Origin of the sequence: Bradyrhizobium sp. LB14.3 (assembly GCF_040547985.1) — a bacterium.
Taxonomy (GTDB): domain Bacteria; phylum Pseudomonadota; class Alphaproteobacteria; order Rhizobiales; family Xanthobacteraceae; genus Bradyrhizobium.
Genome location: NZ_JBEPQT010000011.1, coordinates 138,637 through 164,679, shown reverse-complemented (window position 1 = coordinate 164,679; position 26,043 = coordinate 138,637). Strand labels below are relative to the sequence as shown.

Below are 26,043 nucleotides of genomic sequence, written 5' to 3'. Positions count from 1 at the left end.
GATCAGTCAGGCGATCTTGATCGACATGTCCGGCAAGCCATCGAGCTTGCACAGCAGCACGTCGCCCTTCACCACGGGGCCGACATTCTCCGGCGTGCCGGAATAGATGATGTCGCCGGCCTTGAGCTCGAACGCTTCCGAGAGCTTTGCGATCTGCTCGGCGACACTCCAGATCATCTTGCTGAGATCCGAGCTCTGCTTCACCGTCCCGTTGATCGCCAGTGAAATGGCGCCCTTCTCGAAATGCCCGGTCTTGCTGGCCGGATGGATCGGGCCGATCACCGCAGCGTGGTCAAAGCTCTTGCCGATCTCCCAGGGCTTCTTCTCCGCGGCCATGCCGTTCTGGAGATCGCGCCGGGTCATGTCGAGGCCGAGCGCGTAGCCATAGACATGATCGAGCGCCTTCTCGGCCGGAATGTTGCTGCCGCCGGATTTCAGCGCAGCGACCAGCTCGACCTCGTGATGATAGTTCTTGGTCAGCGACGGATAGGGATGATCCGCGACCTCGCCGATCGCGACGTTCTGGATCGCGTCGGTCGGTTTCTGGAAGAAGAACGGCGGCTCGCGGCTCGGATCCGAACCCCGCTCGATCGCGTGCGCCGCATAGTTACGCCCGATGCAGTAGATGCGGCGGACCTGGAACACGCTGGTCTCGCCGACGATCGGGATGGTGACCATCGGCACCGGAAAGATCGGCCTTTGCCCGGCCTGCGCCGCAGCCGGCGCAACTTCCGCGATTGAAGCAGCACTTGCCACCGCGGCAATTGCGAGCAGCTCTCGTCGCGTTGCTGAGATCTCTTTCATGTTTTGTGCTCCCTTTTTATGTTCGTTGGGCGCATCATGCGCGCCGGCCCACCTGATAATCAATATTCAGTATGCCAGCAACACTGGACTGGCACGTCCTCTAATTGATGAGAACAGGTCGCGTGCGGCGGCGGGGCCTCACCCAGCCGTCCACACCGGCGGCCAGGTGGTGCGGCGCGAGCAGTTGGTCTGGATGACCGGCGAGCAATCCGCCGCCCACTAGGAGCGCCTCTATCGCGATTACGCCATTGATACGCTGGAGCGTGCAAACCTGCGCTGGCGCATCGGTCGGGAAGCCGCGGATCGCGTCCGCTCCTGCGGCTGCGCCCGCCCCCTTCAACAGCGTGCGCCGGCTCAGCTTTTTTGTCGATTTGTCGTTCGTCCCCGCCGGATTGGCAGCGGATGTCACTTCGTCCCCGTCAAGCATGGCAACCCTCGTTGGCTACAATGAACGCTGCGCACAGATCGCCATTGACCGGCTGCGGATCTGATCAATTGCGGCGAGGCCATGGGCGGGATGTTGAGAAGTAAAATTGGAAGTAAAAATTCGCCGCATAAAAGCGGTTAATGGTTCGCCCAGCTGCATCGGCTTTCGGCAGCGCGCATAAGAAGGCGTCAGGACGTGTATACAAGGCCGGCAATGGAGCGACACAGCCGCCTGCGCATCGCGCGCGTGATCGGCGCCGCATTGCTCGTCGCTGCGATAAGTCGCGCGGCAAGTGCAAGCGAGCCTGTGATCGCACCGTCGCGCATGACGGTGATCGACACGATCGACCCGCGCTTTCAATCCTACAATGTCGAGATGGTCGAGGTGACCGGCGGTCGCTTTTGGAGACCTTATGCGCAACATCAGATGCAGCGTGATGGCTACAGCGACAGACCGCCAATCGATCTTGCCAACCGGCGTCTCCGCAAGCTCGCCGCGGCCTTGGCGCCGGCCTATCTGCGCGTGAGCGGCACCTGGGCGAATGCAACCTATTTCGCGGACGGCGACGACGCGCCGGCCGCACCGCCTGCCGGCTTCAACACCGTGCTCAGCCGCGCGCAATGGCGTGGCGTTATCGACTTCGCCCGCGCGGTTGACGCGCAGATCGTCACCTCCTTTGCGATCAGTCCGGGCAGCCGCGATGCGGATGGCGCGTGGAAGACCGATCAGGCGGAGCACCTGATCGACACGACGCGTTCGCTGGGCGGCCACATCGCGGCGGTGGAATTCATGAACGAACCAAACCTCGCCGCGACGAACGGCGCGCCGCCTCGATATGATGCGAAGGCTTATGGCCGCGACTTCAGGATTTTTCGCGAATGGATGCAACGGGCGGCGCCCGAGACGCTGATCGTCGGTCCGGGTTCAATCGGCGATGCGCCGTCGCCATCCGGGTCCGGCATCGCCACGCGCGACCTGCTCGCCGCATCCGGCCCCGGTCTCGATCGCTTCTCCTATCATCACTACAACACGCTCTCGCCGCGCTGCGGCGGCCGTGACGATCCGGCGCAGGCGCTTTCGGAGCAATGGCTGGCGCGGACCGACGCGAGTCTCGCGATCTACAGCGCGCTGCGCGACATATTCGAGCCGGGCAAACCGATCTGGCTGACGGAGACCGCGGATGCAGCCTGCGGAGGCAATCGCTGGGACAAGACTTTTCGCGACGCATTCCGCTATCTCGACCAGCTCGGACGGCTGGCAAGAGCTGGCGTCCAGGTCGTGATGCACAACACGCTGGCCGCCAGCGACTACGGCCTGCTCGACGAAGGGACGTTCCGTCCGCGGCCGAACTACTGGGCTGCGCTGCTCTGGCACCGGCTGATGGGAACGGTCGTACTCGACACGAGCTCCGTCGCCGCGCCAGATCTCCATCTCTATGCGCATTGCCATCCGGCCATGCGGGGCGCGGTGTCCGTGCTCGCGATCAACGCGTCGCGGCATGCATCATCCACCCTGACGCTGTCACATCCCGCCGAGCGTTACACGTTGCATGCGAAGCGGCTGCAAGACGCGACCGTGCAGCTGAACGGCAAGTCGCTCGCGCTGAATGCCGATGACGAGCTACCCCGGCTTGAGCCGCGCGCAGCATCGGCGGGCACGATCCGGCTTGCGCCAGCGACCATCACCTTCCTGGTATTTCCAGCAGTCGCGAATCCTGCCTGCCGTTAGCCGCCCTCAGGATCTCAGCGAGCTCCGCGCGGTCTCCGGCGCCATCAGCGTTGCGATGATCGTGATGATCGAGAGCCCGATGATGTAGACTGACACCGCCCAGTACGAGCCGGCCCATGCGAGCAGTGCCGTCGCAATCAGCGGCGAGAAGCCGCCACTGAGCGCGGCCGCGACGTTGGCCCCCAGCGACGCACCGCTGTAGCGCACCTGGGTGCGGAACAGCTCCGGCATGAAGGCGGCCTTCGGCCCGAACAGCAGCGCATGCGTCAGGGTCATCGTGACGACGAGCGCGAGCGTGATCAGCGCCGGCTCCCTGGTGTCGAGGAACCAGAACAACGGAAACGCCAGCGCCACCGTGAACGCGCCGCCGGCGAGATACAGTGCCTTGCGGCCGAAGATGTCGGACAACCAGCCGGCGAGCGGCAGCGTCGCGAGCTCGACCAGCGCGGCATAGACCACCGCATCCAGGATCACCTGCCGCGGCAGGCCGAGCTGCGTCGTGGCATAGACCACGGTGAAGACGGTGAGGAGATAAGCGAGCCCGACTTCAGAGACGGTGATGCCGATCGCGAGCAGGAAACTACGCCAGTCGCGGCGCAGGACTTCCATCACCGGCTGTGCCAGCACCTCCTTGCGCTCGACCACCTCCTTGAAGTGCGGCGTCTCCGCGAGTTTCAGCCGCACGATGAAGCCGACCCCGACGAGCAGGATGCTGATCAGGAACGGCACGCGCCAGCCCCAACTGAGGAAATCGGCTTCGGGCAGTTTCGTCATCAGACCAAAAATGCGGGTGGAGGCGGCGACGCCGACGGGAAAACCGATCTGCACCAGACTGCCATAGAAACCGCGGCGATTGCCGGCGTGCTCGGCCACCATGACCACCGCGCCGCTCCACTCGCCACCGAGCCCGATGCCCTGGATGAAGCGCAAGATGACGAGGAAGATCGGCGCCCAGACGCCGATCTGGCTGTAGGTCGGCAGGCAGCCGATCAGGAACGTGCCGAGCCCCATCGCGATCATGGTCGCGACCAGCATCTTCTTGCGGCCGAGCCGGTCGCCATAATGCCCGATGATCGCGCCGCCGATCGGCCGCGCCACGAAGCCGACTGCATAGGTCGAGAACGCCGCCAGCGTGCCGACGAAGGGATCGAAGCTCGGGAAGAACAACTTGTTGAACACGAGGGCGGCGGCCGTGCCGTAGATCAGGAAGTCGTACCACTCGATCGCGGTGCCGAGCGCGCTCGCCCACACCACATGCGCCGTCGTCGATTTCTCCGCCGATGCGGAGACCCCTGTTGCTGCCGTCATTGCCATGAGCCCCAAAATTCCCGGGCGGCATCATGGCCAATCATAATGGCGGTTGCAACCTGCGGGCGTGTTGGCTTGCCCGGGATTACGGTGCGAAATTTTGCGCGTCGCTGCTTCAACACCCGTCATCGCGAGGAGCCCGTGCGACGAAGCAATGCAGAGTGCCCCCGCGGAAGGATTCTGGATTGCTTCGCTCCGCTCGCAATGACGGGCGTGGGAGCAGTTGCGCGCTCACTTTGGCGGCGCCGTCCGCGGGATAGCGGAATCCACCCAAGACCGCTATTCGTCATTGACAAATTCGTTCGTCATTATCTAATTAGCTCCCAGAACAACCAGCCGCGCCAAGCGGCCCATAAAAGAGAGGGAATGACGATGAGAGGGTTTTTGGCCTGCGCCATGCTCGCGGCCATGTCTTCGGCCGCCATGACCACCGTCGCGACCGCGCAAGTCTCCGACGACGCGGTGCGGATCGGCGTGCTCACGGATCTATCGAGCTGGGGCCGCGACAACAGCGGGCCTGGCTCGGTCGAAGCCGCGAAGATGGCGGTGGAGGAATTCGGGCCCACCGTGCTCGGCAAGCCGATCGAGATCATCAGCGCCGACCATCAGATGAAGACCGACGTCGGCGTGCAGATCGTGCGCGGTTGGTTCGACAACGGCAAGGTCGATGCCGTCGTCGACATCCCCAATTCCGGCATCGCGATCGCCGTGCACAACATGGTGCGCGAGCGCAACAAGATCGCGCTGCTCTCCGGCCCCGGCGCGAGCTCGCTGACCGACGAGCTGTGCAGCCCGAACACCGTGCACTTCACCTATGACACCTATGCGCTGTCCAAGGTGACGGCCTCCGCGGTGATCAAGGAAGGCGGAAAATCCTGGTACTTCATCACCGCGGACTACGCCTTTGGCCAACAGCTCGAGAAGGACGCCACGCGCTTCATCAACGAGATGGGCGGCAAGGTTTTGGGCGGCGTGAAGCACCCGACCAACACGGCGGACTTCTCCTCCTTCGCGCTGCAGGCGCAAAGCTCGAAGGCCGATGTGGTGGCCTTCGCCAATGCCGGCCAGGACACCGACAACGCCATCAAGCAGTCCGGCGAGTTCGGCCTGGTCCAGGGCGGCCAGAAGCTGGTCGGCCTCTTGATGTTCGACACCGACGTGCATGCGATCGGCCTCAAATCCGCGCAGGGCACCTACATGACCACGGCGTCGTATTGGAACATGGACGAGGCGACCCGCGCATGGTCGCGGAAATTCTACGAGCGCACCAAGGTGATGCCGACCATGATCCAGACCGGCGTCTACGGCTCGGTGTTGCATTATCTCAAGGCCATCAGGGCTGCCGGCACCGATGACCCCGCAAAGGCGATGGCCAAGATGCGCGAACTGCCAATCGAGGATACATTCGTTCATGGCGGACGCTTGCGCGAGGACGGCCGCGTCATTCGCGACATGTATCTCGCCAAGGTGAAAACACCCGAGCAGTCCAAGGAGCCTTGGGATTACCTGGAGATCGTCAAGACGGTAAAGGGCGAGGACGCCTTCCGCCCGGTCTCCGAATCCAAATGTCCGCTGCTCAAGAAGTGAGGCCCGCATGACCGGCAACGAGCGCAACGCAATTGAGACTTACGAGTGCGATGTGCTCGTGGCCGGATCGGGCGCATCCGGGATGTCGGCCGCGATCACCGCGCGCTATCGCGGCCTCGACGTCCTGATCGTCGAGAAGGAGCCACGCTTCGGCGGCACCACCGCCCGCTCCGGCGGTTGGTTGTGGATTCCCGGCACGTCGCTGGCGAAGGCTTACGGCATCGAGGAGACGCCGGAGCAGGCCCGCACCTATCTGCGGCACGAAGCCGGCAACAATTATGACGCCGCGCGCGTCGATGCATTCCTGAGCGCCGGGCCCGAGGCGGTCGGTTTCTTCACCAGCAAGACCGCACTCCGCTTCGACATGCCGCTGGTATTCCCGGACTACCACGCCGAGGCGCCCGGAGGCACCCAGGGTGGCCGTTCGATGGTGGCGCGCCCGTTCGACGGCCGCGAGCTCGGCGACCAGATCAAGACCCTCGGCATGCCCCTGCCGGAGCTGACCGTATTCGGCATGATGCTCGGATCCGGCAAGGACATCGTCCATTTCATGCGCGCGACGAAGTCGCTGACCTCGGCCGTCTATGTCGCAAAGCGCCTGTCGCGCCATTTGATGGACGTGCTGCGCTACGGCCGCGGCATGACCCTGACCAACGGCAATGCGCTCGCCGGGCGCCTGGCAAAATCCGCGCAAGACCTGAAGATTCCGATGTGGCTGTCCTCGCCGGTGCGTGAGCTGACGGTCGAGAACGGCACTGTCATCGGCGCCATTGTCGCCCGCGAGGGACGCGACGTCCGCATTCGTGCAAGACAAGGCGTCGTGCTCGCCTGCGGCGGCTTTCCGCACGATGTGGAACGGCGCAAGAAGATGTTCCCGCACGCGCCGACCGGCAACGAGCATTTTTCGCCGGGACCGACCGGCAACACCGGCGACGGCCTGCGCCTTGCGGAAAGCGCCGGCGGGCATGTCGAGGACCGCCTGCCGAACGCGGCAGCCTGGGTCCCGGTCTCGGTCACCAAGCGCAAGGACGGTTCAAACGGCGTGATGCCGCATTTCATCGACCGCGCAAAGCCCGGTGTGATCGCGGTGATGCGCGACGGAAAGCGCTTTGCCAACGAGGGCAATTCCTATCACGACTTCGTCCAGGCCATGGTCAAGGCGGCGAAGCCCGGCGAGGAGATCGCGGCGTACCTCGTCTGCGATCACCCGACCCTGCGCAAATACGGCCTCGGCTGCGTGCCGCCCTTCCCGATGCCAACAGGTCATCACCTCAACACGGGTTATCTCTTGCGCGGCGAGACGCTGGAGGCGCTTGCGGCAAAAGCGGGTATTGATGCCACCGCGTTCATCGAGACCGTCAAGCAGTTCAATGCGACCGCACCACTAGGTCATGACAAGGCCTTCGGCAAGGGATCAAAGGCCTATAACCGCTACCAGGGCGATGCGCTGCACGGCCCCAACCCCTGCGTCGCGCCGATCGAGAACGGCCCGTTCTACGCGATCAAGATGGTGGTCGGCGATCTCGGCACCTATGCCGGCATCGTCACTGACGAGAACGCGCGAGCGCTCGATGCGGAGGGACGGGTGATTCCCGGGCTCTATGCCGCCGGCAACGACATGGCGAGCATCATGGGCGGCAATTATCCCGGTGCCGGCATTACGCTTGGGCCGGCGCTGACCTTCGGCTACATTGCCGGCCGTCATCTCGCCGACCGCGCTACCAAGCGCGACGCGGCGTAAGCCACACGCCAGGAGGCGCATGAAGAGAGAAAGCCGCGGCATCCAGTCGATCGAGGTCGGCGGAGAATTGCTCCGCGCGCTGGCGAGATGCGGTGAGCCGATGATGCTGCGCGATCTCGCGCGCGAGGCCGGTATGACGCCGGCCAAGGCGCATCCTTATCTGGCCAGCTTCTCCCGCATCGGGCTGATCGAGCAGGACGAGATCACTGGCCGCTACGAGATCGGCGCACTGGCGCTGGAACTCGGCCTGATCAGCCTGCGCCGCCTGTCCGGCGTACGCATCGCGAGGCCGAAGATCGCGGCGCTCGCAAGTCACATTGGGCACGCGGTCTCGCTGGCGGTCTGGGGCACGCACGGCCCGACCGTGGTGCAGCTCGAAGAGCCTGGCCAGCCCGTGCACATCGTGATGCGGGCCGGCTCAGTCATGGCGCTGCTGGAGACCGCTACAGGGCGGGCCTTTGCGGCCTTCCTGCCGGAGAAGACAATCAACGCCGCACTCGAAAGCGGCCTCGATCGCCACGGCGTCGGATATAATCCGAAGCGCGCGGTGAAAGGCGCGAAGGTCACTGAGATGCTCACAGAGGTCCGCAAGCACGGCCTCGCCCGCGCGCTCGGCGATCCCCTGCCCGGCGTCAACGCATTCTCCGCGCCCGTATTCGACCATTCTGGCCATGTCGCCCTCGTCATCACCGCGATGGGACCGGAAGGCACTTTTGATGCGCGCTGGGACAGCCCGACCGCCCATGCCTTGCGCGACTGTGCCGGCAGCATTTCGAAACGGCTGGGCCACGGGATGACGGTTGCGGCGGAGTGATCTACTTCACCGGCACCGTATAGTTCAGGATCAGCCGGCCGCCGTCTGGGTAGATGGTCTGCCCAGTGATGTAGGACGCGTCGTCGCTCGCCAGGAACGCCACGACGGAAGCCACCTCGCCCGGCTCGCCGCCGCGGCCCGCCGGCGTGCGCGACAGCACGGTCTTGCGGGCATCTTCGGATGTGTAGATGGCGGACGCCACCATGTCGGTCAGAATCGTACCCGGTCCGACCGCGACGACGCGGATGTTGTGCGGGGCAAGCGCGACGGCGGCGACACTCGTTAGCTGCTTCATGCCGCCCTTGGAGATGGCGTAGGTCGCGAGCGTCGGGATCGCCAGCAGCGCGTTCACCGAGGACATGTTGATGATCACCCCGCCGCCGCCTTGCGCGATCATCTGCTTGGCCGCCGCCTGCACCCCGAAGAACGCACCCTTCAAGTTGATGGCGATGACGTCGTCGAAATCCTGTTCGGATATCTCCAGAATGTCCTGGTTGCGGGCAACGCCGGCGTTGTTGACCATGACGTCCAGCCGGCCGAACTCCTTCACGGCGGTAGCCACGAGCTGGTCGACGTCAGCGCGCCTGGCAACATTGCCGACGATGGTGCGCAAGGCGTGGGGCCGCCCCAGTTCAGCAGCCGTCGCGGCAAGGCCATCGGCATCGACATCCGAGATGACGACTTTGACGCCGTCGTCCAGGAATCGTTTCGCGCAAGCCTTGCCGATGCCGCGCGCTGCGCCGGTGATGGCGGCGACCTTGCCGGTTAGTTTCATGGTCTCACTCCAGAATAGCTGCTTGAGGCAAGCTGTTGCCGGGTGAGACCCGGCTTACGCAGCCGCGAAACCCAGATGAGCACGGAACCGGTTCTTGATAAAGACGGCATCGCGCGAGGGTAGCGATCGTGCCGGATTTTCGGCCAGAACCTTGATGACAAAAAGCCGCGGGCCATCAGCCGGCTCGGCGATCTGCCGCGTGAGACGCTCCACTTCCTCAAGCGTCCGCACCGTCCCGGTCGCAACAAAGCCGCAGGCCGTAGCGATGGCGGTGAGATCGACCCCGCGCCCGGTGTGGCTTGCCTGCATTCCGGTCTCGCCAAAATGCTGGTTGTCGATCACGACGATGTCGAGATTGCGCGGGCGCGCAACGCCGATGGTGGCGAGACCGCCGAGGCCCATGAGCTGCTCGCCATCACCAGTGAGGGCCAGCACGCGCTTTTCCGGCTGGGCCTGAGCGAGGCCAAGCCCGATCAGCGCGGCGCCGCCCATGGCGCCCCAGAGATAAAAATTGCCGTCGTTGTCGCCGACCGAATGAAGGTCGTAGGTCGGTGAACCGAGGCCGGAGACGACCAACGTGTCCTTGCGATTCTTCAGGAGCGCGGCGACGGCGGCGCGGCGGTCGAGTTGAGCTTGCATTGGCATCACCACTTCTTCTTGCCGATCAGACGTTGCCCGATCAGGACTGCGACCTGCTGATCGGATTGGTAGGCGAGCGCTGCGGCCGATTCGACCGTCTCGACCAGATCGTCCGGCGTCTCCGCGCGCATCACCTTCAGGCCGATTGCTTCCAACGAGGGCTGCGTCGCCCGGCTCATCGGCACCTGCCAGGGATTGAACTCGGCCCACTCGCCGCGCATCGTCACCAGCATCAGCAGTGGAAATCGCCCGATCGCCGACAGCGACAGCATGTTGATGCAGTTGCCGACCCCGCTCGACTGCATCAGCAGCACGCTGCGCTGCCCGCCGAGCCAGGCGCCCGCGGCAATGGCGATGCCCTCTTCCTCCGTCGTCAGCACGTTGGTGGTGACGTCGCGGTCGGCTGAGAACAGGCGGATGAGCTGGCTGTGGCCGGCATCGGGCACATAGGACATCTGCCGCACGTCGGTGGCTTTCAGGATGCGGTAGAGCTCGGACGGCCAGTCATCGCCGGCGCGCGTTTCGAGATTGGTCTGAGGGCTGTGCACCGCGTGTCTCCTTGAATTTCGGAAGCATGCTAGCGATGTTCTGATAGGGAGGCTCAGACCGTCTGGCACAACCAGATATCGAGGGATTGTATAGCTGCAGCAAAAGCGGGATGATCTGCGCTTAGCCTTCCTTGATCGCGGAGGTGATACGGTCGATAGGCAGCTTCTCGACCTCTAGCCAAACCGGCGCGGCCGCAGTCCGGCATGAAACCACGTAATCATGGAATAGATATCATAGACGGGCAGTCCGACCTCGGCCTGAAGCGCGGCCGCGTAGGGCGGCATGTTGGTGCATTCGAGCACGATGGCGCCGACATCCGGATTCTTGGCGACCAGCTCCCTACCGGCCTCGACCACGTCGCGCTCCGCCTGCGCGATGTCCATGTCGTCCTTCTCGGCCTTGATCAGAACGCGGAAGAATTCCTTGCCGTGCTCGGTCCCCACCAGCGGCGTGTCGAGCGGCACGCCGGCGCCTTCGAGATGGGCCGGCGTCAAGGTCGAGCCGGAGACCGTGACGAGACCGACGCGCTTGCCCGGCGGCAAGGTCGCCTGCACCCACGGCACCTGCATCAGTGACGAGGTCGCGACGGGAACGCCGGCCGCGGCTGCGATCTCCTTCTGGAACAGCGAGAGGAAGCCGCAATTGGTGGTGATGGCTTCGGCCCCGAGCCGCACCAGATCCTTCGCCGCATCGATGAAATCAGGCAGCAAACCGGCGGCGCCTTTCAGCACCACCTTCTCTGGCGAAGCGCCGCTCACCACGCGATAGAGCACGGGGAAAGGCCAGGTGGTGCCGTTGCCCATGTCGCCGGGAATGCGAGGAAAGCGTGCCTCCAGCATCAAGATGCCGAGCGGCGCGCCGTAGATGGCCTTGCCGCCACGGGTGATACGGGAGGACGAGTTGGCTGAAGTGGTCATGGTGCGATCTCAGAGAAAACGATCAGGTGCGAACGGTGCGAGCGGAATCTCCGGCGGCTTGCCGCTCAGAAGCTGGGCGACGAGACGGCCGGTGCGGGCCGAACCGACCAGGCCGATATGGCCGTGGCCGAAGGCATAGACGATGTCGCGCGAGGCGCGCGCGTAGCCGATGCAGGGACGTCCGTCCGGCATGCTCGGCCGATGGCCAAACCAGGTCTTGATACGGGAAGACGGAATGTCCGTCGGCAGTTTCGGGAACATGCCGAGGAGGTTGTCGCGCAGGATCTCGGCGCGCTTCCAGTTCGGTTCGGCCTCGAGGCCGGCGATCTCGACCGTGCCGGCGGCGCGCAAACCCTTGTCGGTCCAGTTCACTACCATCTTCGCATCCGATGCCATCATCGAGCTGCGCGGGCCCGATTCCGGATTCTCGATCATGACGTGATAGCCACGCTCGGTCTCCAGCGGCAGCGGATCACCAATGGATGCGGTGAGCCGCTTCGAATGCGCGCCGGCGGCAATCACCGCGGCATCGCAGGGAATCTCGCCGGTCTCGGTGATCACTGCAACGAGCTTGTTGCCGGAAAGCTTGAGCCCCGTCGCCTTGGCCCGCACAAGCTGCGCGCCACTTGCCAGCGCATGTTGCGCGAGGGCTGCGACATAGGCACCGGGATCGCGGCAGCGCCCGGCCTCTTCCACCACAACGCCGAAGGTGTAGCGCGGATGCAGATCCGGCTCGCGCTGACGAATCTCGTCGGCGTTAAGCTCCATCCATTCGACGCCGACTTTTCTGCGCAGGCGCCAGCCGAGATCGTTGTCGAAGTTCCCGCGTGACGGAAACACATGCATCACGCCGTTGCGTTCGACCAGCTCAGGAACGCCCGCCTCCTCCGCGAGCTTCCGGTGCAGCAGCGGCGCGTCCTTCAAGAGGTCGCGTAGCGCAAAGGCCGTCTTCTCGACGCGTGCCTCGGTCCAGCCAGAGAGCAGATATCTAATCAGCCAGGGCAACGCCTTCGGCAAGTAAGACCAGCGGATCGCGAGCGGCCCGAGCGGGTCCATCAGAAAGAACGGCACCTTCTTCCAGACGCCGGGCTCGGCCGGCGGGATCACGGAATGCGAGGAGAGCCAGCCGGCATTGCCGTAGCTCGCCGCCTGTTCGCCACCGGGCTCGCCTGCGTCGATCAGCGTGACGCGATGTCCCTCGCGCAGCGCTTCGATTGCGCTGATCACGCCGACCGCGCCGGCACCGATGATGGCGACGTGGCGGCCCTTGGACATGGCTTAAGCCTTCACCGCAGGGGCAAAGTCCTTGCCGACCGACATCGCGCGCGGATCGATGATGCAGTGGAGGATCGACGGCTTGCCCGAGGCGAGCGCACGCTCGAACGCCGGCGCGAACTCTTCGGTACGCTCGACGCGCTCGCCATGGCCCCCGAACGCTTTCGCGTACATCGCAAAATCCGGGTTCTTGAGCTGGGTGCCGACTATGCGGCCGGGATAGTCGCGCTCCTGGTGCATGCGGATGGTGCCGTATTGCGAATTGTCGACGACGATGACGACGAGCGGCGCGTCGTATTGCACGGCGGTCGCGAACTCCTGGCCGTTCATCAGGAAGCAGCCGTCGCCCGCGAAGGCGATCACGGTGCGATCTGGATATTGCCGCTTGGCGAGCACCGCCGCCGGCACCCCATAGCCCATCGAGCCTGAGGTCGGCGCAAGCTGGGCCGCAAAGCTGTGGAAGCGGTGATGGCGGTGGATCCAGCCAGCATAGTTGCCGGCGCCGTTGCAGACGATCGCGTCCTTCGGCAGCCGGTCGCGCAGCCAGGTCATGACCTGGCCGTACTGGAACGTGCCGGGCAGCTCGCGCGCTTTGTCGGTCCAGGCCAGATAATCGGCATGCGCCTTGGCCGCTTCACCCTCCCATGCGAGCGCCCCGGCGGGCTTTAGCGTCTCCACCGCTTCGGCGAACGCGGCAGGCGTCGCCTGGATCGCCAGCTCCGGCTGATAGACGCGGCCGAGCTCTTCCGAGCCCGGATGCACGTGGATCAGCTTCTGTTGCGGGGTTGGAATATCGAACAGCGTGTAGGACGAGGACGGCATTTCCGACATGCGGCCGCCGATCAGCAGAATGACATCGGCGCCGTCGATGCGCGCCTTCAGGCCCGGGCTCGGCCCAATGCCGAGGTCGCCTGCATAGTGCGAATGGTCCGCGTCGATCAGCGACGCTCGGCGGAACGAGGTCGCGACCGGCAAGTCGAACCGCTCGGCAAACCGCGCGATGCTCCTGGTCGCCTCGTCTGTCCAGCGCGAACCGCCGAGAATGACGAGCGGCGCCTTGGCGCTGGCAAGCATGGCGCCAACGCGCTCGATATCAGAAGGCGCGGGCCAGCTCACCGCCGGCTCGATACGCATCGCGTCCGCAACGGCCGCGGTCTCGGTCAGCATGTTCTCGGGCAGCGAGATCACGACGGGACCGGGACGGCCCTGCATGGCGACGCGGAAGGCGCGCGCGACCAGCTCCGGAATGCGGTCGGGACGATCGATCTCGACCGCCCATTTTGCCATGGTGCCGAACACCGCCTTGTAGTCGAGCTCCTGGAACGCCTCGCGCTCGCGCATGCCGGTGTCGACCTGACCGACGAACAGGATCATCGGCGTCGAATCCTGCATCGCGATATGGACGCCGTGGCTGGCGTTGGTGGCGCCGGGGCCGCGGGTGACGAAGCAGATTCCGGGGCGGCCCGTGAGCTTGCCGTAGGCTTCCGCCATCATCGCGGCGCCGCCTTCGGCGCGGCAGATCATGACGTCGATCGGGCTGTCATGCAGCGCATCGAGCGCCGCGAGGTAGCTCTCGCCCGGCACGCAGGTGACGCGCTCGACGCCTTGCGCGACCAGCTGATCGATCAGGATCTGGCCGCCGGTGCGGGTGTTGCGAATGGTCATGACGGCTCCCTCGAGGCTTTGGCGATGCGCTTCATGGCTTCGCGAAAATCTTGTTCAGAGCTGGCGTAGGACAGGCCGGCAGGGCGCGCAAGATCGAATGGCTTTTCGCACCCTGCGCAGGCGTCATGCCCGCCCCTGGTCTTTGCACATCCGCCCATTCGCGAGGACGCGGCGGCCATGATCGAGCGCCGCGCCAATGATCGACCGGCTCGATCCGAAGCTCGGCGCAGCTGCCTTCTATTGATGCTCGATCGCGCGGATCGCGCCGCGGAGCTCGGCGAGGCCGCGGAGACGGCCGATCGCGGTGTAGCCGGGATTGGTGCGCTTGGTGGCCGCGAGATCGTCGAGCATGCGGTGGCCGTGGTCAGGCCGGAACACGATTCTCTTGTCGGGCGAACGCCGCGCGTTCTCCTTCAGGAGCGCCTTCAGCACCGCGATCATGTCGACATCGCCGTCGAGGTGATCGGACTCGTAGAACGACAGGCCATCGGCCTCGCGCTTGGTCGCGCGCAGATGTGCAAATGCGACGCGCGGGCCGAAGCGCTCGGCCATTGCGGGGAGGTTGTTCTCGGCGCGCACGCCGAGCGAACCCGTGCACAGGCAGATGCCGTTGGCCTTGGACGGAACGGCATCGAACAGCGCCTGATAGTCATCGGCGGACGAGGCAATGCGCGGCAGGCCGAACAGCGGGCGCGGCGGATCGTCGGGATGCAGTGTCAGCGAGACCCCGAGCTGCTCGGCGACGGGCGTGACGCGGCCCAAAAATTCGGCAAGATGTTGCCGCAGGATTTTCGGCGTGATGTCGCGATATGTTTCGAGTCGATCGCGGAATTGCGGGATCGTCATCGGCTCGGTGGTCGACCCCGGCAACGCGCTGGCGATGACCATGACGAGATAGTCGATATCGGCCTGGCTCATCTGGTCGAACAGCTTTTTCGCGCCGGCCTGCTGCTCGGGTGAGTATTCGGCGGTTGCGGCCGGCCGCTTCAGGATATGCAGCTCGAACGCGGCAAAGCGGTCCTGGTCGAAGCGCATGGCGCGGGCGCCGTTCGGCAGCTCCCATTCGAGATCGGTGCGACACCAGTCAACCACCGGCATGAAGTTGTAGCAGACAATCCTGATACCGGCGGCGGCTACCGCCTCCAGGCTCGCGATCCACGTCTCGATCGAGCGCGTCGCCTTGGCGCCAAGACGCTTGACGTCGTCGGGGATTGGGATCGATTCCACCACCGACCAGGTCAGTTGCGAGCGGCCGGGCTGGCCGCGCTCGATGAAGTTCTTGCGCTCCTCGACCGCCTTGCGTGTCCAGGCCTCGCCGATCGGCACCTGATGCAGCGCCGAGACGATATCGGTCGCGCCGGCCTGCCTGACGTCATCCAGCGAGACGGGATCATCGGGCCCGTACCAGCGCCATCCCTCTAGCATCATGCCCTTTTCTCCGATCAATTCGCGGTCAGCACGACCTTGACGCTCTGCGAGCGGTCGAGCGCCAGCCGCAGCGCCTCCGGCGCGGTGGACAGCGGCCGCTCGGCCGTGACCAGTGACAGCACGTCGACGCTGCCGGCAGAAATCAGTTCCACCGCGGTCATGAACTCGAGCCCGAAGCGGAACGAGCCGCGAAGGTCGATCTCCTTCGCCATCACCGCATTGGCCGGCACTGGAATCTGGCCGCCCGGAAGGTTGCCGATCTGCACGACAATGCCGCCGCGCCTGACGATGCCGATCGCGCTGGCGAGGCCAGCAGCCGTGCCCGAGACCTCGAAGACGACATCGTAGGGACGCGACGCGGCTTGTGCCTTCAGGCCTTCCTCACCGCCCGCGACGTTTTCGGCGTGAGAGACGCCGAGGCGGCTTGCAAAGGCCAGCGGCGCCGGCGCGATGTCCGCAACCGTGATGTCGGTCATGCCGGCGCGGCGCGCGGCGAGCATGGTCAGAAGCCCGATCGGGCCGGCACCGAAGATGATGCCGCGCTTGCCTTCGATGTTGCCGGCACGCGCGACCGCGTGCAGGCAGACCGCGAGCGGCTCGGCCAGCGCCGCGGCCTGATAGGAGACGTGGTCGGGAATCTTCACGCATTGCGCCGGGATCGCATCGAAGTAATCGGCAAAACCGCCCTGCATGTGCGGCGTCTTCGAGGCCGAGCCCATGAAGTAGATATTTTCGCAAAGGTTTTGCCGGCCTTCGCGGCAAGCGACGCAATGGCCGCACCAGCGCGACGGGTTGACGGCGACGCGGTCGCCGGCCTTCAGGTTCGCCGCGGCGCCCGCGATCTCCACGACCTCGCCGGATATCTCGTGGCCGAGCACCAGCGGCGACTTCACGACGAAATCGCCGGTCCGGGCATGACGGAAATAATGCATGTCCGAACCACAGATGCCGCCGGCACCGAAGCGGATGCGCACCATGCCATCAGCGAGCTTGTCGAGCGGATGCTCGATCATGCGCAGATCTTCGGGACCGAACAGGGTTGCGGCGAGAGAAGTGGATGTCATTTGGAAAGTCCCATGTATTTCGGCAGCCAGAGGGTCAATTCAGGAATGTAGGTGATTGCGATCAGCGCGACCATCAGCGGCACCAGCCATGGCAGGATCGCAATCGTCGTGCGCTCGACCGAGAGCTTTGCCACTCGGGCGAGCACGAAGAGGACCATGCCAAGCGGCGGATGCAACAGGCCGATCATCAGGTTCAACGTCATGATCAGACCGAAATGGATCGGGTCGATGCCGAGCTTGAGCACGATCGGCAGCAGGATCGGCACCAAAATGGTGATCGCTGCCGTGGTGTCGATGAAGCAACCGACGAACAGGATCAGGACGTTCGCAAGCGCCAGGAACACCCATTTGTTGTGGGTGATGCTGAGCATCCAGTCCGACAGCATCTGGGCTGCCTGCGACACCGTGAGCAACCAGGCGAAGATCGAGGCTGCCGTGACGATGAACAGCACCGACGCCGTGGTCTCGATGGTGTCGAAAGTCGCTTTCGCGACCGTCTTCATCGTCATGGTGCGATAGCGCACCAGGCCGAGGAACAGCGACCAGATCACGGCGGCGACCGCGGCTTCCGTCGGCGTGAACCAGCCGAGAGTCATGCCACCGATCAGGATCACCGGCGCCATCAGCGCCATCACCGCCGAGAAGTCGAAGTACCAGTCGATCGCGAGCAGCACGACCAGGCCAAGCCCAACCGCCCAATTGGTGGAGAGACCGGCGACTGTCAGCAGCCAGACAGCCATCGGAAAGCTCAGTACGACGACGATCTCGAGCCCCGCCGATCCCAATTGCGGCCAGGAGAACGGCGTATCGCTGCCCCATTTGTTCTTGTGCGCGAAATAGGTGACGGTGGCCATCATCAGCAGCGTCAGGACGACGCCGGGAATGACGCCGCCCAGAAACAGCGCGCCGATCGAGACGTTCGCCATCATGCCGTAGATCACGAACGGCAGCGACGGCGGGATGATGGGCCCGAGCGTGGCCGAGGCCGCGGTGACGCCGACGGAGAATTCCGTGGAGTAGCCGTGGTCCTTCATCGCCTTGATCTCGATGGTGCCGAGACCGGCGGCATCGGCGATCGCGGTGCCGGACATGCCGGAGAAGATCACCGAGCCGATGATGTTGACGTGGCCGAGACCGCCGCGCATCCAGCCGACCAGCGCAACGGCGAACTTGTAGATGCGCCCGGTGACACCGGCGATGTTCATGAGATTGCCGGCCAGGATGAAGAACGGCACGGCGAGCAGCGGAAAGCTCTCGACGCCGGCGATCATGCGCTGCGCCAGCGTGACGTCGGGCGTCACGCCGCTGACCAGGATGTAGAGCAGCGACGACGCGGCCATGGCGATCGCCACGGGAACGCCGAGCAGCATCAGGATGAGAAAGCCTCCAAGCAACAGCAACATGGAACTACCCTTCAAAACCGTCGTAGGCGCCGGGTCGTTCGAGGATCGAATAGCCCTGTCGCAGATGTTGCACCGCCACCTGCAGGGAGCGCACAAACATCAGCACGAAGCCGAGCAGCACCGCGTAGTAGACGTAGTCCTTGGGAAAATTGATCGTGGTCATGGACTCGTCGCCGATGATCTGGATGTAGACCCAGACCAGCTTGATGGCGTAGCCGAAGAAAGCGATCCGAATCAGGTCGATCACCGTCGACAGCGCGCGCGCCAAGAGGTGCGGCAAATAGCGGTAGACGAGATCGACCTGGATGTGCCGCGACAGCCGCACGCACATCGAGGAGCCGATGAAGACCACGCCGATCAGGCAGTAGGTCGCGATCTCCTCGGTCCAGGCGTAGCTGTCGTTGAGCACGTAGCGGGTGAAGAACTGGAGAAAGACCGCGAGCGCCATCACCCAGAAAATCGCCAGCGCGACCCAGTCCTCGAAAGCGTAGACGCCGAGATCGACCTTCGGTGTCGCCTCTTCCTCGAAGGTAAGGGCGATCTCGTCCCCGGTGATCTGCCGGTGCGTTTCGACTGTGGACATGGGGTTACTCCTCAAAAGTACCGAGCGTCATTCCGGGCCCTCGCGAAGTGCGCGCCCGGAATGACGACCTATCGCTATTTCACGTCCTGGATCCGCTCCCAGTCGGCCTTGCGGTAGCCGAAGGTCTCGAACGCGACGTTCTTCAGCACGGTGTCGCGGAACTCCTTCTTGTCGACGTCGGTCACGGTCAGGCCCTTCTCCTTGAAGAAGGCGACCAGCTTGGCTTCGTTCTGCTTGATCTCCTCGGTCGCCTTGGCGGCGGCTTCCTGCGCCACGTCCGTGAAGATCTTCTTGTCCTCGTCGCTGAGCTTCTTCCAGAGCGCGCCGGCCACTACCGTGTTGAGGTGATCGACGATGTGGCCGGTCAGCACGATGTGCTTCTGCACCTCGTAGAACTTTTTGGCCTCGATTGTGGTCAGCGGGTTCTCCTGGGCCTCGACCGTGCCGTTCTGGAGCGCGAGATAGACTTCCGCGAACGCGATCGGCGCAGTGTTGGCGCCACAGGCGCGCGGCATCGCCAGATAGGCCGGAACGTCGGGCACGCGCATCTTCAGGCCCTTGAGGTCGGCACAGGTCTTGATCGGCTTGTTCGACGAGGTCTGGCGCACGCCGTAATAGGTCACCGCGATGATGTGGTGGCCGCTCTTGTCCTCATAGCCCTTGGCGAGTTCCTTGAAGATGTCGCTCTTGGTGTAGGCGAGCAGATGATCGGCGTCGCGGAAGGTGTAGGGATAGTAGGTCACGCCGATCGGCTGAAAGCTCTTGGCCGCGAAGCTCGATCCGGAAATGATGATGTCGACCGAGCCGAGCGAGAGGCCCTGGTTGATGTCGGCTTCCTTGCCGAGCTGCGACGCCGGATAGACGTCGATCGCATAACGCCCGTTGGTGCGCTTTCCGATCTCCTGCGCAGCCCAGACCGAGGCGGTATGGAACGGCTCCGAAGTCTCATAGACATGAGCCCATTTGAGCTTGGTCTGCGCAATGCCGGCATTGGTCGTAGCAAACATGGCCGCGGCCGAGACCGCCAGCACCGTTGTGATCTTTTTCAACACTGATTTTTCCTCCATCTTCTAAGTCTGCTTCTTGTCCGCCCGCCCCGACCCGGATGCGGACCGCCCAATCTCATCGCCGCCGCGCGCTGCTGCTCGCAGCCCGTTTTTTCTTCGGCGCATGTTGCGGTTTTGACGGCTTTGCCGTCGATCGCGCCGCGCGCCCGGACGATGGTCTTGCCGCGTTCTCGGCGCCAAAGTTCTGCGCAAAGCGATCCTGGGATCGCGCAAGATGATCGCGCATCGCATCGCGCGCGGCTCCGGGATCATGCGCCACGATCGCATCGCGCACCGCGTGATGCTCGTCGAGCGCAGTGCGCCAGGTGCCGGGGCTCTCGAAATAATGCGCAAGCTGCGCGAAATAGGGATTGAGGCGCTGGTCGAACAGCTCGCCGACCACGCGCACCAGGACGGCATTGCCGAGGCTTCCAGCGATCGCGACGTGGAAGGCGCGGTCGTGGACCATCGAGGCTTCGCCGGGGTGTTCTACATTCTCCATCGCGACAAGGGACGCATCGATTCGGGCAATGTCGCCCTTCGTCGCCACGCGCGCGGCTTCTTCGGCGATGGCGCTCTCCAGGAATTCGCGGGCGCGCAGCAGCTCGAACGGGCCCTCGATGACGGAAGCAGGCGCGGGCGCCGCAACGGCGGCGGGCTCGATCACGTAGATGCCGGAGCCGACACGGATGCGGAGGCGGCCTTCGACCTCGAGCGCGATCAGGGCTTCGCGCACAGTCGGCCGCGATATCTTGAGCTGCTCGGCGAGCTCGCGCTCGGTCGGCAAGCGGCTGCCGACCGCGTATTCACCGCTGTCGATCAGGCTTCGCAGTTGATCGGCGACCTGGCGATAAAGCCGTCTTGCCTCCACAGCTTCCAGCGGCACACTGGTCCTCCCTGAAAGAGCCGCACCGGGTTGATCCCGGCGGCCCGCCAATTTTGGAAAATTGGTCTTACCAATTGACCGCAGCATTGACCGAGGACAGACGTCATGTCAAGCAGCGGCAAAGCAAGGGGAGATACGTCCATGCGCCTTGGTTCAACGCGCCTTGGCCGCGCCAACCTCGACCGGCTGCCACCTGGCATCCGCCGCCCGGCCTATGACCGTTCGCGGGTCACGCCCGGCATCGTGCATCTCGGCCTCGGCGCCTTTCATCGCGCCCATCAGGCGGTCGTCATCGACGATTGCCTTGCCGCCGGCGCGGCCTCGTGGGGCATCGTCGGCGCGAGCCTGCGCAGCCCTGACACGCGCGACGCCCTCGCCCCGCAGGACCATCTCTATACGGTTGCGGTCCGTGCGGCCGAAGGCACCCAGCACCGGGTGATCGGCGCGCTGCTCGACAGCGTGGTCGCGCGCGAGAGCCCAGCGCGGCTGATCGAGCGGATGGCCGATCCCGCCATTCGTATCGTCTCCCTCACCGTTACCGAAAAGGGCTATTGCCACACGCCGCAGACCGGCGATCTCGACGAGCGGCATCCTGATGTCGTGTACGATCTCAACAGTTTCGACGCGCCGCGTTCGGCGCCTGGCTTCATCGTTGCGGCACTGGCGCGGCGGCGAGCGCTGGGTGCCCCGCCCTTCACCGTGCTGAGCTGCGACAACCTCGCCGCCAATGGCCACACCGTGCAGCGGATCGTGACGCAGTTCGCAGCGCTGCGCTCGAAGGACCTCGGCAAGTGGATTACGGATACAGCGGCCTTCCCCTCGACCATGGTCGACCGCATCGTGCCGGAGACGACGGATAGCGACCGCGATACGGTTTCATCCGCGCTCGGCTTGCGCGACGCCTGGCCCGTCATGACCGAGCCGTTCACGCAATGGGTGGTCGAAGATCGCTTCACGGCGGGCCGGCCTGACCTTGCCGCCGCGGGCGTCGAGCTCGTCACTGATGTCAAGCCGTTCGAGCTGATGAAGCTGCGGCTGCTCAACGCCAGCCATTCCGCGCTCGCCTATCTCGGCTATCTCGCCGGCTACGAGACCATCGCCGACACCATGCTGGATCCGCATTTTGCGCGTTTTGCCGCGCAGGTGATGGAGGAGGCCGCGGTGACGCTGACAATGCCTGCCGGTGCCGATCTGGCCGCCTATCGCGCCTCGCTGCTCAAGCGCTTCGCAAATCCGGCGCTGCATCATCGTACCTGGCAGATCGCGATGGATGGCTCGCAAAAGCTGCCGCAGCGGCTGCTTGGCGCGATGCAGGATCGCCTGCTTAAGAATTTACCGGTCGCGACGCATGCGCTCGCGGTGGCCGGCTGGATGCGCTACGTCACCGGCCTCGACGAGCAGGGCCGCGCCATCGACGTGCGCGATCCGCTCGCCGCCGAGTTCGCTGGCTTGGCGCGCGAGGCAGGTCCCGTCGCCGAGCGATTGGCGCCCGCACTGCTCGGCGTCGGAAAAGTGTTCGGGCCGCTAGGTGCCGAGCCGCGCCTGCGCGAGGCCGTGACCGCGGCGCTTGGCCGTCTCTTTGAGGATGGCGCGCGGCGGGCGGTGGAGACGCACCTCTCCGCGTGACCACAAAGCAGGCATGCTGCACTGCGGTCCAGATCGAACAGAAAGCCGACGGAAGTCGCGCTTGATTTTTGCCTGTCATTGCCCCACCCGAGAGGCATGGCAAAGGACAGCAAGATCATCGCCGCCAACGCGGCCTTCTACGCCGCCTTTTCAACCGGCGACTTCGACGGTATGGAACAGATGTGGGCAGATGACGACGCCATTTCCTGCATCCATCCCGGCTGGCCGGCGATTATCGGGCGCGCCACGGTGATCGGAAGCTGGCGCGATATCCTGCAAAATCCGCAGCGGCCGCAGATCGTCTGCGCCGAACCGCAGGCCATCGTCGACGGCGACAGCGCGCGCGTGCTCTGCATCGAGATCGTTGACGGCACCGCTTTGGCTGCTGCCAACCATTTTCGGCGCGTCGGCGACGGATGGCGGCTGGTGCATCATCAGTCGAGCCCAATCGCGCAGATTGTCGAGCAGGCTGAGGATGATAGAACGAGCCACCGCGTCCACTGAACGCGGCCGGCCCGCAGGCACTTTCTACTGTGCATGGGGTTGTTTTTCAGTTTTTTTGTTCTGCGGCCTCATCCGAGCTCCGACAAATCATCCAGCACGACCCGCGCCGCGCTGAAATCGTCGTCCCGGAAGAACATGCTGCGGGTGATGAGCACGGGAATCTTCGCCCGCGAGGCCGCGATCAGGCCGTTGGCGGAATCCTCGATCGCGACGCAGTCGGACGCCTTGAGCTTCAGCCGCGCCAGGATTTCGAAATAGACGTCCGGCGCAGGTTTCTTGTGCTCCACATCATCCCCGGCCACGATCGCCTCAAAATCCGCGGACCAGCGCGTCCCCAGCGCCCGCGACAGCAGCGCATCGATGTTGCCGTGGGACGTCGTGGTCGCGATCGCGAGCCGCTGGCCGCGCGCCTTGGCAGCAATGAGGAGACCGGTCACGCCGGGCCGTAAGGGGCAGCAGCCGGTCTCGACCAGTTCGGCGTAATGCGCGGTCTTGATGCGGTGGAGTTCCGCGATGTTCGCGTCCGACAATGGCGCAGCAATCTTCAGCCGTCCATGGAAGACGCGAATGCGCTCCTTGCCACCGGTGACCCGCAGCAGGTCCTTGTAGACGGCCCGGTCCCACTGCCAGCCGAGACCGTGGCGAACGAAGGCATAATTGAAGGCCTGCCGATGCAGTTCCTCGGTTTCGGCCAAGGTGCCGTCGATATCGAAGATCAGCGCTGCGGCGCGCCGGATCAGCTCAGCGGCGTCACATGGCACTATGGCGGGCGCTTCTGCCTGCATGATCGATCCGTCCCTCCTGCCGCTGTGACAAGTGAGCATCGCCCGAGGCAGCGTGCGAGTAAAATTGCAATATCTTTTGCCGGACCCAAAAATCCCTTATGAGCGGAGACGCGCGCAACGGCGCGAACGGAACCAGCACGGCGGACACATGCGGCTCTTCATCCTTGGCCTTGGCTACAGCGCCGGGCATTTCGTCCGCAGGTTTGGCGGCACCTTCTCACATATCGCCGCCACCGTGCGCGATCCCGCGAAGCGAGATGACCCCGCCGGCATCGAGATGCATGCCTTTTCCGGCGACAGCCCCGCGCGCGAGACGGTCGAACGTATCGGCGACGCCGACGTCCTTCTCGTATCGATCCCGCCCGGCAGCGCTGGCGATCCCGCCATCGCCGCGTTCGGCGACGTGCTGGCGGCGGGCCGGCGCAAAGTCATCTATCTCTCGACCATCGGCGTGTATGGCGATCACGGCGGCGGATGGGTCGACGAGAGCACGCCGCCGCAGGCCATCCTCGACCGCACCCGTATGCGGGTCGCTGCCGAGCGGGCCTGGACGGACATAACGCGCGGCAACGCTGCAATCCTGCGGCTTGCGGGCATCTATGGCCCCGGCCGTAACGCGCTGGTGACGCTGCGCGCGGGAACGGCCCGGCGCATCATCAAGCCGGGACAATTGTTCAACCGCATCCATGTCGACGACATCGCAAGCACGATCACGGCCGCGGTTCATCACCCGAGCGGCGGCACCTGGAACGTCTGCGACGACGAGCCGGCGCCGCCGCAGGACGTGATCGCCCATGCGGCGAAGCTGATGAACGTTGCGCCGCCCCCCGAAGAGGCCTTCGAGACCGCCGGGATGTCGTCGATAGCGCGCAGCTTCTATGCCAGCAGCGCCCGTGTCTCCAACGCGAAATTGAAGCGCGAGCTCGGCGTCACACTTGCTTATCCGACCTACCGCCACGCTCTGGATGCGTTATGGCGCGCGGGAGAGGGACGATAGGGTTCCGGCATTCCCGGCGTCCCAGACATGCCCTGCCCGCGCTTGACTTCGCGCCGGTGCGGTCGTGATCTAACCACTCAGCGGGCCACTGCATAACGAGCCCGCGCTTGGGAGGATACAATGAAGACGATCGCCATGGTCGCGGCGGCTGCCGTCATCACGCTTGGTGCAGCGCGCGCCGCGCCGCTGCCCGAAGCCAGTCCCGACGACGCCGGCTTCTCGAAACAAGGCCTTGCGCGGCTCGACAATTTCTTCGCGCGTGAGATCGCCGCCAAGCGCGTCCCCGGCGCGGTCGTCGCGATCGCCCGTGACGGCAAGCTTGTGCACTACAAGGCCTATGGCATGCTGGATCCGGACAAGGGCACGCCGATGCCTGTTGACGCGATCTTCGCGCTGGCATCGATGACCAAGCCGATGGCCGCAGTCGCGGGCCTGACATTGATGGAGCAGGGCAAGCTGCCGCTCCAGGCCAAGCTGTCCGATTATTATCCTGGCTTTGCCGACATGAAGGTCGGCGTTCAGCAGGCCGACGGTTCATTGAAGCTCGAACCGCAGGCATCGCCGATTTTCATTCACGATCTCTACCGGCACACGTCCGGCCTGATGTATGGCGGCCGCCCGGACAGCTCAAGCATGCTTGCGCGACAATATCCTGAAGGCACCGCGCCGGCGATCGAAGGCAACACCCAGGCGTTCATCGATCGCATCACAAAGCTGCCGCTGGCGCATCAACCCTCGACCGAGTTCGAGTATGGTTTTTCGATCGACGTACTTGGTGCTGTGGTCGAGAAGGTGAGCGAGCAGAAGCTCGGCGACTATCTTGCCGCCAATGTCTGGCAACCGCTCGGCATGAAGGACGCGACCTTCCATCCGACCGACGCACAGCGCCCTCGCCTCGCCCGCCCGTTCGCCAACGATCCGCTGACCGGCAAGCCGCAAGCCATCAAGCTTTTGGACACGCCGACAAAATCCGACTGCGGCGGCGCCTGCTCGTTCGCAACCGTCGGCGACTACATCCGCTTCGGGCAGATGCTGCTCAACGGCGGCGAACTCGACGGCCAGCGCGTCCTCGGTCCCAAGACCGTGCATCACATGACGACCAATCATCTCGGCCCCGAGATCAAGAACAACGTGGCGAACATCGAGCCGCACCGCGCCGGCTTCGGCTTTGGCCTCGCGGTCGCTGTCCGCACCGGCGAAGGATTGTCGTCGGTCCCCGGCAATCCCGGCGAGTTCACGTGGAATGGCGCGTACGGGACACAGTTCTTCTGCGATCCCAAGGAGCGTCTCGTCGTGGTTGTCGGAACGGCGGCGCCAGGCGAGCTGCGAAAATTTTATCGCGAGCAGGTCCAGGACATCGTCTATGGCGCCATGGTGAAATGAGATCGGCACGCCGCATTGGAAAGAGGGCGGCCGATTGGATCGCCCTCTTGGATTGTTTGAGCATGATCTTGTCGGAAAACCGCTACACGCTTTTCCGGATCATGCTGCG

At 64.5% G+C, this 26,043-nt stretch carries 24 protein-coding genes; 8 read left to right on the top strand and 16 right to left on the bottom strand.

The features are described 5' to 3' along the window. Nucleotides 1-6: 6 nt before the first annotated feature. Both ABIB00_RS21405 and ABIB00_RS21400 read right to left on the bottom strand, forming a co-directional pair. Nucleotides 7-804, bottom strand: a complete 798-nt coding sequence (locus ABIB00_RS21405; protein WP_247442865.1) for a fumarylacetoacetate hydrolase family protein — start codon at nt 802-804, stop codon at nt 7-9. 100 nt (nt 805-904) lie between these two features. Further along, entirely contained in the window at nt 905-1,231 is a 327-nt protein-coding gene (locus ABIB00_RS21400; protein ID WP_354105747.1) for a hypothetical protein, read from the bottom strand. A gap of 213 nt (nt 1,232-1,444) precedes the next feature. On the opposite strand from ABIB00_RS21400, the gene ABIB00_RS21395 reads away from it, so the two are divergent. Then, nucleotides 1,445-2,959: a glycosyl hydrolase family 79 N-terminal domain-containing protein gene (locus tag ABIB00_RS21395; RefSeq protein ID WP_354105746.1), complete on the top strand. Its 1,515-nt coding sequence runs from the start codon at nt 1,445-1,447 to the stop codon at nt 2,957-2,959. Between the two features lie 6 nt (nt 2,960-2,965). Here ABIB00_RS21395 and ABIB00_RS21390 read toward each other — a convergent pair whose 3' ends face one another. Next, the gene (locus tag ABIB00_RS21390) at nt 2,966-4,267 is read right to left on the bottom strand and encodes an MFS transporter (RefSeq protein WP_354105745.1); all 1,302 of its coding nucleotides are present in this window, start codon (nt 4,265-4,267) and stop codon (nt 2,966-2,968) included. A 372-nt stretch (nt 4,268-4,639) separates the two neighbouring features. Between ABIB00_RS21390 and ABIB00_RS21385 the strand changes: the two genes are divergently transcribed. Genes ABIB00_RS21385 through ABIB00_RS21375 form a run of 3 tightly spaced genes read left to right on the top strand, consistent with a single transcriptional unit; the run spans nt 4,640 to nt 8,409 of the window. After that, complete coding sequence (locus tag ABIB00_RS21385; RefSeq protein ID WP_354105744.1) at nt 4,640-5,854, top strand: ABC transporter substrate-binding protein; 1,215 nt, start codon at nt 4,640-4,642, stop codon at nt 5,852-5,854. 7 nt (nt 5,855-5,861) lie between these two features. Further along, nucleotides 5,862-7,595: an FAD-dependent oxidoreductase gene (locus ABIB00_RS21380; RefSeq protein WP_354105743.1), complete on the top strand. Its 1,734-nt coding sequence runs from the start codon at nt 5,862-5,864 to the stop codon at nt 7,593-7,595. A gap of 19 nt (nt 7,596-7,614) precedes the next feature. Beyond that, nucleotides 7,615-8,409, top strand: a complete 795-nt coding sequence (locus ABIB00_RS21375) for an IclR family transcriptional regulator (protein ID WP_354105742.1) — start codon at nt 7,615-7,617, stop codon at nt 8,407-8,409. Between the two features lies 1 nt (nt 8,410). On the opposite strand, the gene ABIB00_RS21370 is transcribed toward ABIB00_RS21375, so the two are convergent. The 12 genes from ABIB00_RS21370 to ABIB00_RS21315 form a co-directional block, all read right to left on the bottom strand. Beyond that, nucleotides 8,411-9,184 carry an SDR family NAD(P)-dependent oxidoreductase gene (locus ABIB00_RS21370; protein WP_354105741.1) on the bottom strand — a complete coding sequence of 258 codons (774 nt, stop codon included), beginning with the start codon at nt 9,182-9,184 and terminating at the stop codon, nt 8,411-8,413. 54 nt (nt 9,185-9,238) lie between these two features. Further along, complete coding sequence (locus ABIB00_RS21365; protein ID WP_354105740.1) at nt 9,239-9,829, bottom strand: thiamine pyrophosphate-dependent enzyme; 591 nt, start codon at nt 9,827-9,829, stop codon at nt 9,239-9,241. After that, nucleotides 9,829-10,371, bottom strand: a complete 543-nt coding sequence (locus tag ABIB00_RS21360) for a phosphonopyruvate decarboxylase (RefSeq protein WP_354105739.1) — start codon at nt 10,369-10,371, stop codon at nt 9,829-9,831. The genes ABIB00_RS21365 and ABIB00_RS21360 overlap by 1 nt, the downstream gene beginning before the upstream one ends. Before the next feature lie 174 nt (nt 10,372-10,545). Then, nucleotides 10,546-11,289, bottom strand: a complete 744-nt coding sequence (locus ABIB00_RS21355; protein ID WP_247442884.1) for an aspartate/glutamate racemase family protein — start codon at nt 11,287-11,289, stop codon at nt 10,546-10,548. 9 nt (nt 11,290-11,298) lie between these two features. Continuing rightward, complete coding sequence (locus tag ABIB00_RS21350) at nt 11,299-12,564, bottom strand: NAD(P)/FAD-dependent oxidoreductase (protein WP_354105738.1); 1,266 nt, start codon at nt 12,562-12,564, stop codon at nt 11,299-11,301. A 3-nt stretch (nt 12,565-12,567) separates the two neighbouring features. Beyond that, on the bottom strand, nt 12,568-14,229 hold the full coding sequence (locus tag ABIB00_RS21345; RefSeq protein ID WP_354105737.1) for a thiamine pyrophosphate-binding protein: 1,662 nt from the start codon (nt 14,227-14,229) through the stop codon (nt 12,568-12,570). Nucleotides 14,230-14,466: 237 nt separating this feature from the next. Next, nucleotides 14,467-15,657, bottom strand: coding sequence for a mannonate dehydratase (gene uxuA, locus ABIB00_RS21340; RefSeq protein WP_247350774.1), 1,191 nt, complete (start codon nt 15,655-15,657; stop codon nt 14,467-14,469). A 14-nt stretch (nt 15,658-15,671) separates the two neighbouring features. Continuing rightward, complete coding sequence (locus ABIB00_RS21335) at nt 15,672-16,721, bottom strand: L-idonate 5-dehydrogenase (RefSeq protein WP_354105736.1); 1,050 nt, start codon at nt 16,719-16,721, stop codon at nt 15,672-15,674. Next, on the bottom strand, nt 16,718-18,124 hold the full coding sequence (locus ABIB00_RS21330; protein ID WP_247442893.1) for a TRAP transporter large permease: 1,407 nt from the start codon (nt 18,122-18,124) through the stop codon (nt 16,718-16,720). The genes ABIB00_RS21335 and ABIB00_RS21330 overlap by 4 nt, the downstream gene beginning before the upstream one ends. Before the next feature lie 4 nt (nt 18,125-18,128). Beyond that, nucleotides 18,129-18,707: a TRAP transporter small permease gene (locus tag ABIB00_RS21325; RefSeq protein WP_354105735.1), complete on the bottom strand. Its 579-nt coding sequence runs from the start codon at nt 18,705-18,707 to the stop codon at nt 18,129-18,131. A gap of 74 nt (nt 18,708-18,781) precedes the next feature. Next, nucleotides 18,782-19,774, bottom strand: a complete 993-nt coding sequence (locus tag ABIB00_RS21320; RefSeq protein WP_502917851.1) for a sialic acid TRAP transporter substrate-binding protein SiaP — start codon at nt 19,772-19,774, stop codon at nt 18,782-18,784. Nucleotides 19,775-19,829: 55 nt separating this feature from the next. Further along, the gene (locus tag ABIB00_RS21315) at nt 19,830-20,639 is read right to left on the bottom strand and encodes a FadR/GntR family transcriptional regulator (RefSeq protein WP_354105733.1); all 810 of its coding nucleotides are present in this window, start codon (nt 20,637-20,639) and stop codon (nt 19,830-19,832) included. Between the two features lie 141 nt (nt 20,640-20,780). Between ABIB00_RS21315 and ABIB00_RS21310 the strand changes: the two genes are divergently transcribed. Both ABIB00_RS21310 and ABIB00_RS21305 read left to right on the top strand, forming a co-directional pair. After that, complete coding sequence (locus ABIB00_RS21310) at nt 20,781-22,265, top strand: mannitol dehydrogenase family protein (protein WP_354105732.1); 1,485 nt, start codon at nt 20,781-20,783, stop codon at nt 22,263-22,265. Nucleotides 22,266-22,361: 96 nt separating this feature from the next. Then, complete coding sequence (locus ABIB00_RS21305; RefSeq protein WP_247350762.1) at nt 22,362-22,769, top strand: nuclear transport factor 2 family protein; 408 nt, start codon at nt 22,362-22,364, stop codon at nt 22,767-22,769. 68 nt (nt 22,770-22,837) lie between these two features. Here ABIB00_RS21305 and ABIB00_RS21300 read toward each other — a convergent pair whose 3' ends face one another. Further along, a complete protein-coding gene (locus tag ABIB00_RS21300) occupies nt 22,838-23,554 on the bottom strand; it encodes an HAD family hydrolase (RefSeq protein WP_247350761.1) in 717 nt (238 codons plus the stop codon). 148 nt (nt 23,555-23,702) lie between these two features. Between ABIB00_RS21300 and ABIB00_RS21295 the strand changes: the two genes are divergently transcribed. Both ABIB00_RS21295 and ABIB00_RS21290 read left to right on the top strand, forming a co-directional pair. Further along, nucleotides 23,703-24,551, top strand: a complete 849-nt coding sequence (locus ABIB00_RS21295) for an SDR family oxidoreductase (RefSeq protein ID WP_354105731.1) — start codon at nt 23,703-23,705, stop codon at nt 24,549-24,551. Nucleotides 24,552-24,671: 120 nt separating this feature from the next. Continuing rightward, entirely contained in the window at nt 24,672-25,934 is a 1,263-nt protein-coding gene (locus ABIB00_RS21290) for a serine hydrolase domain-containing protein (RefSeq protein ID WP_354105730.1), read from the top strand. Nucleotides 25,935-26,043: the final 109 nt, after the last annotated feature.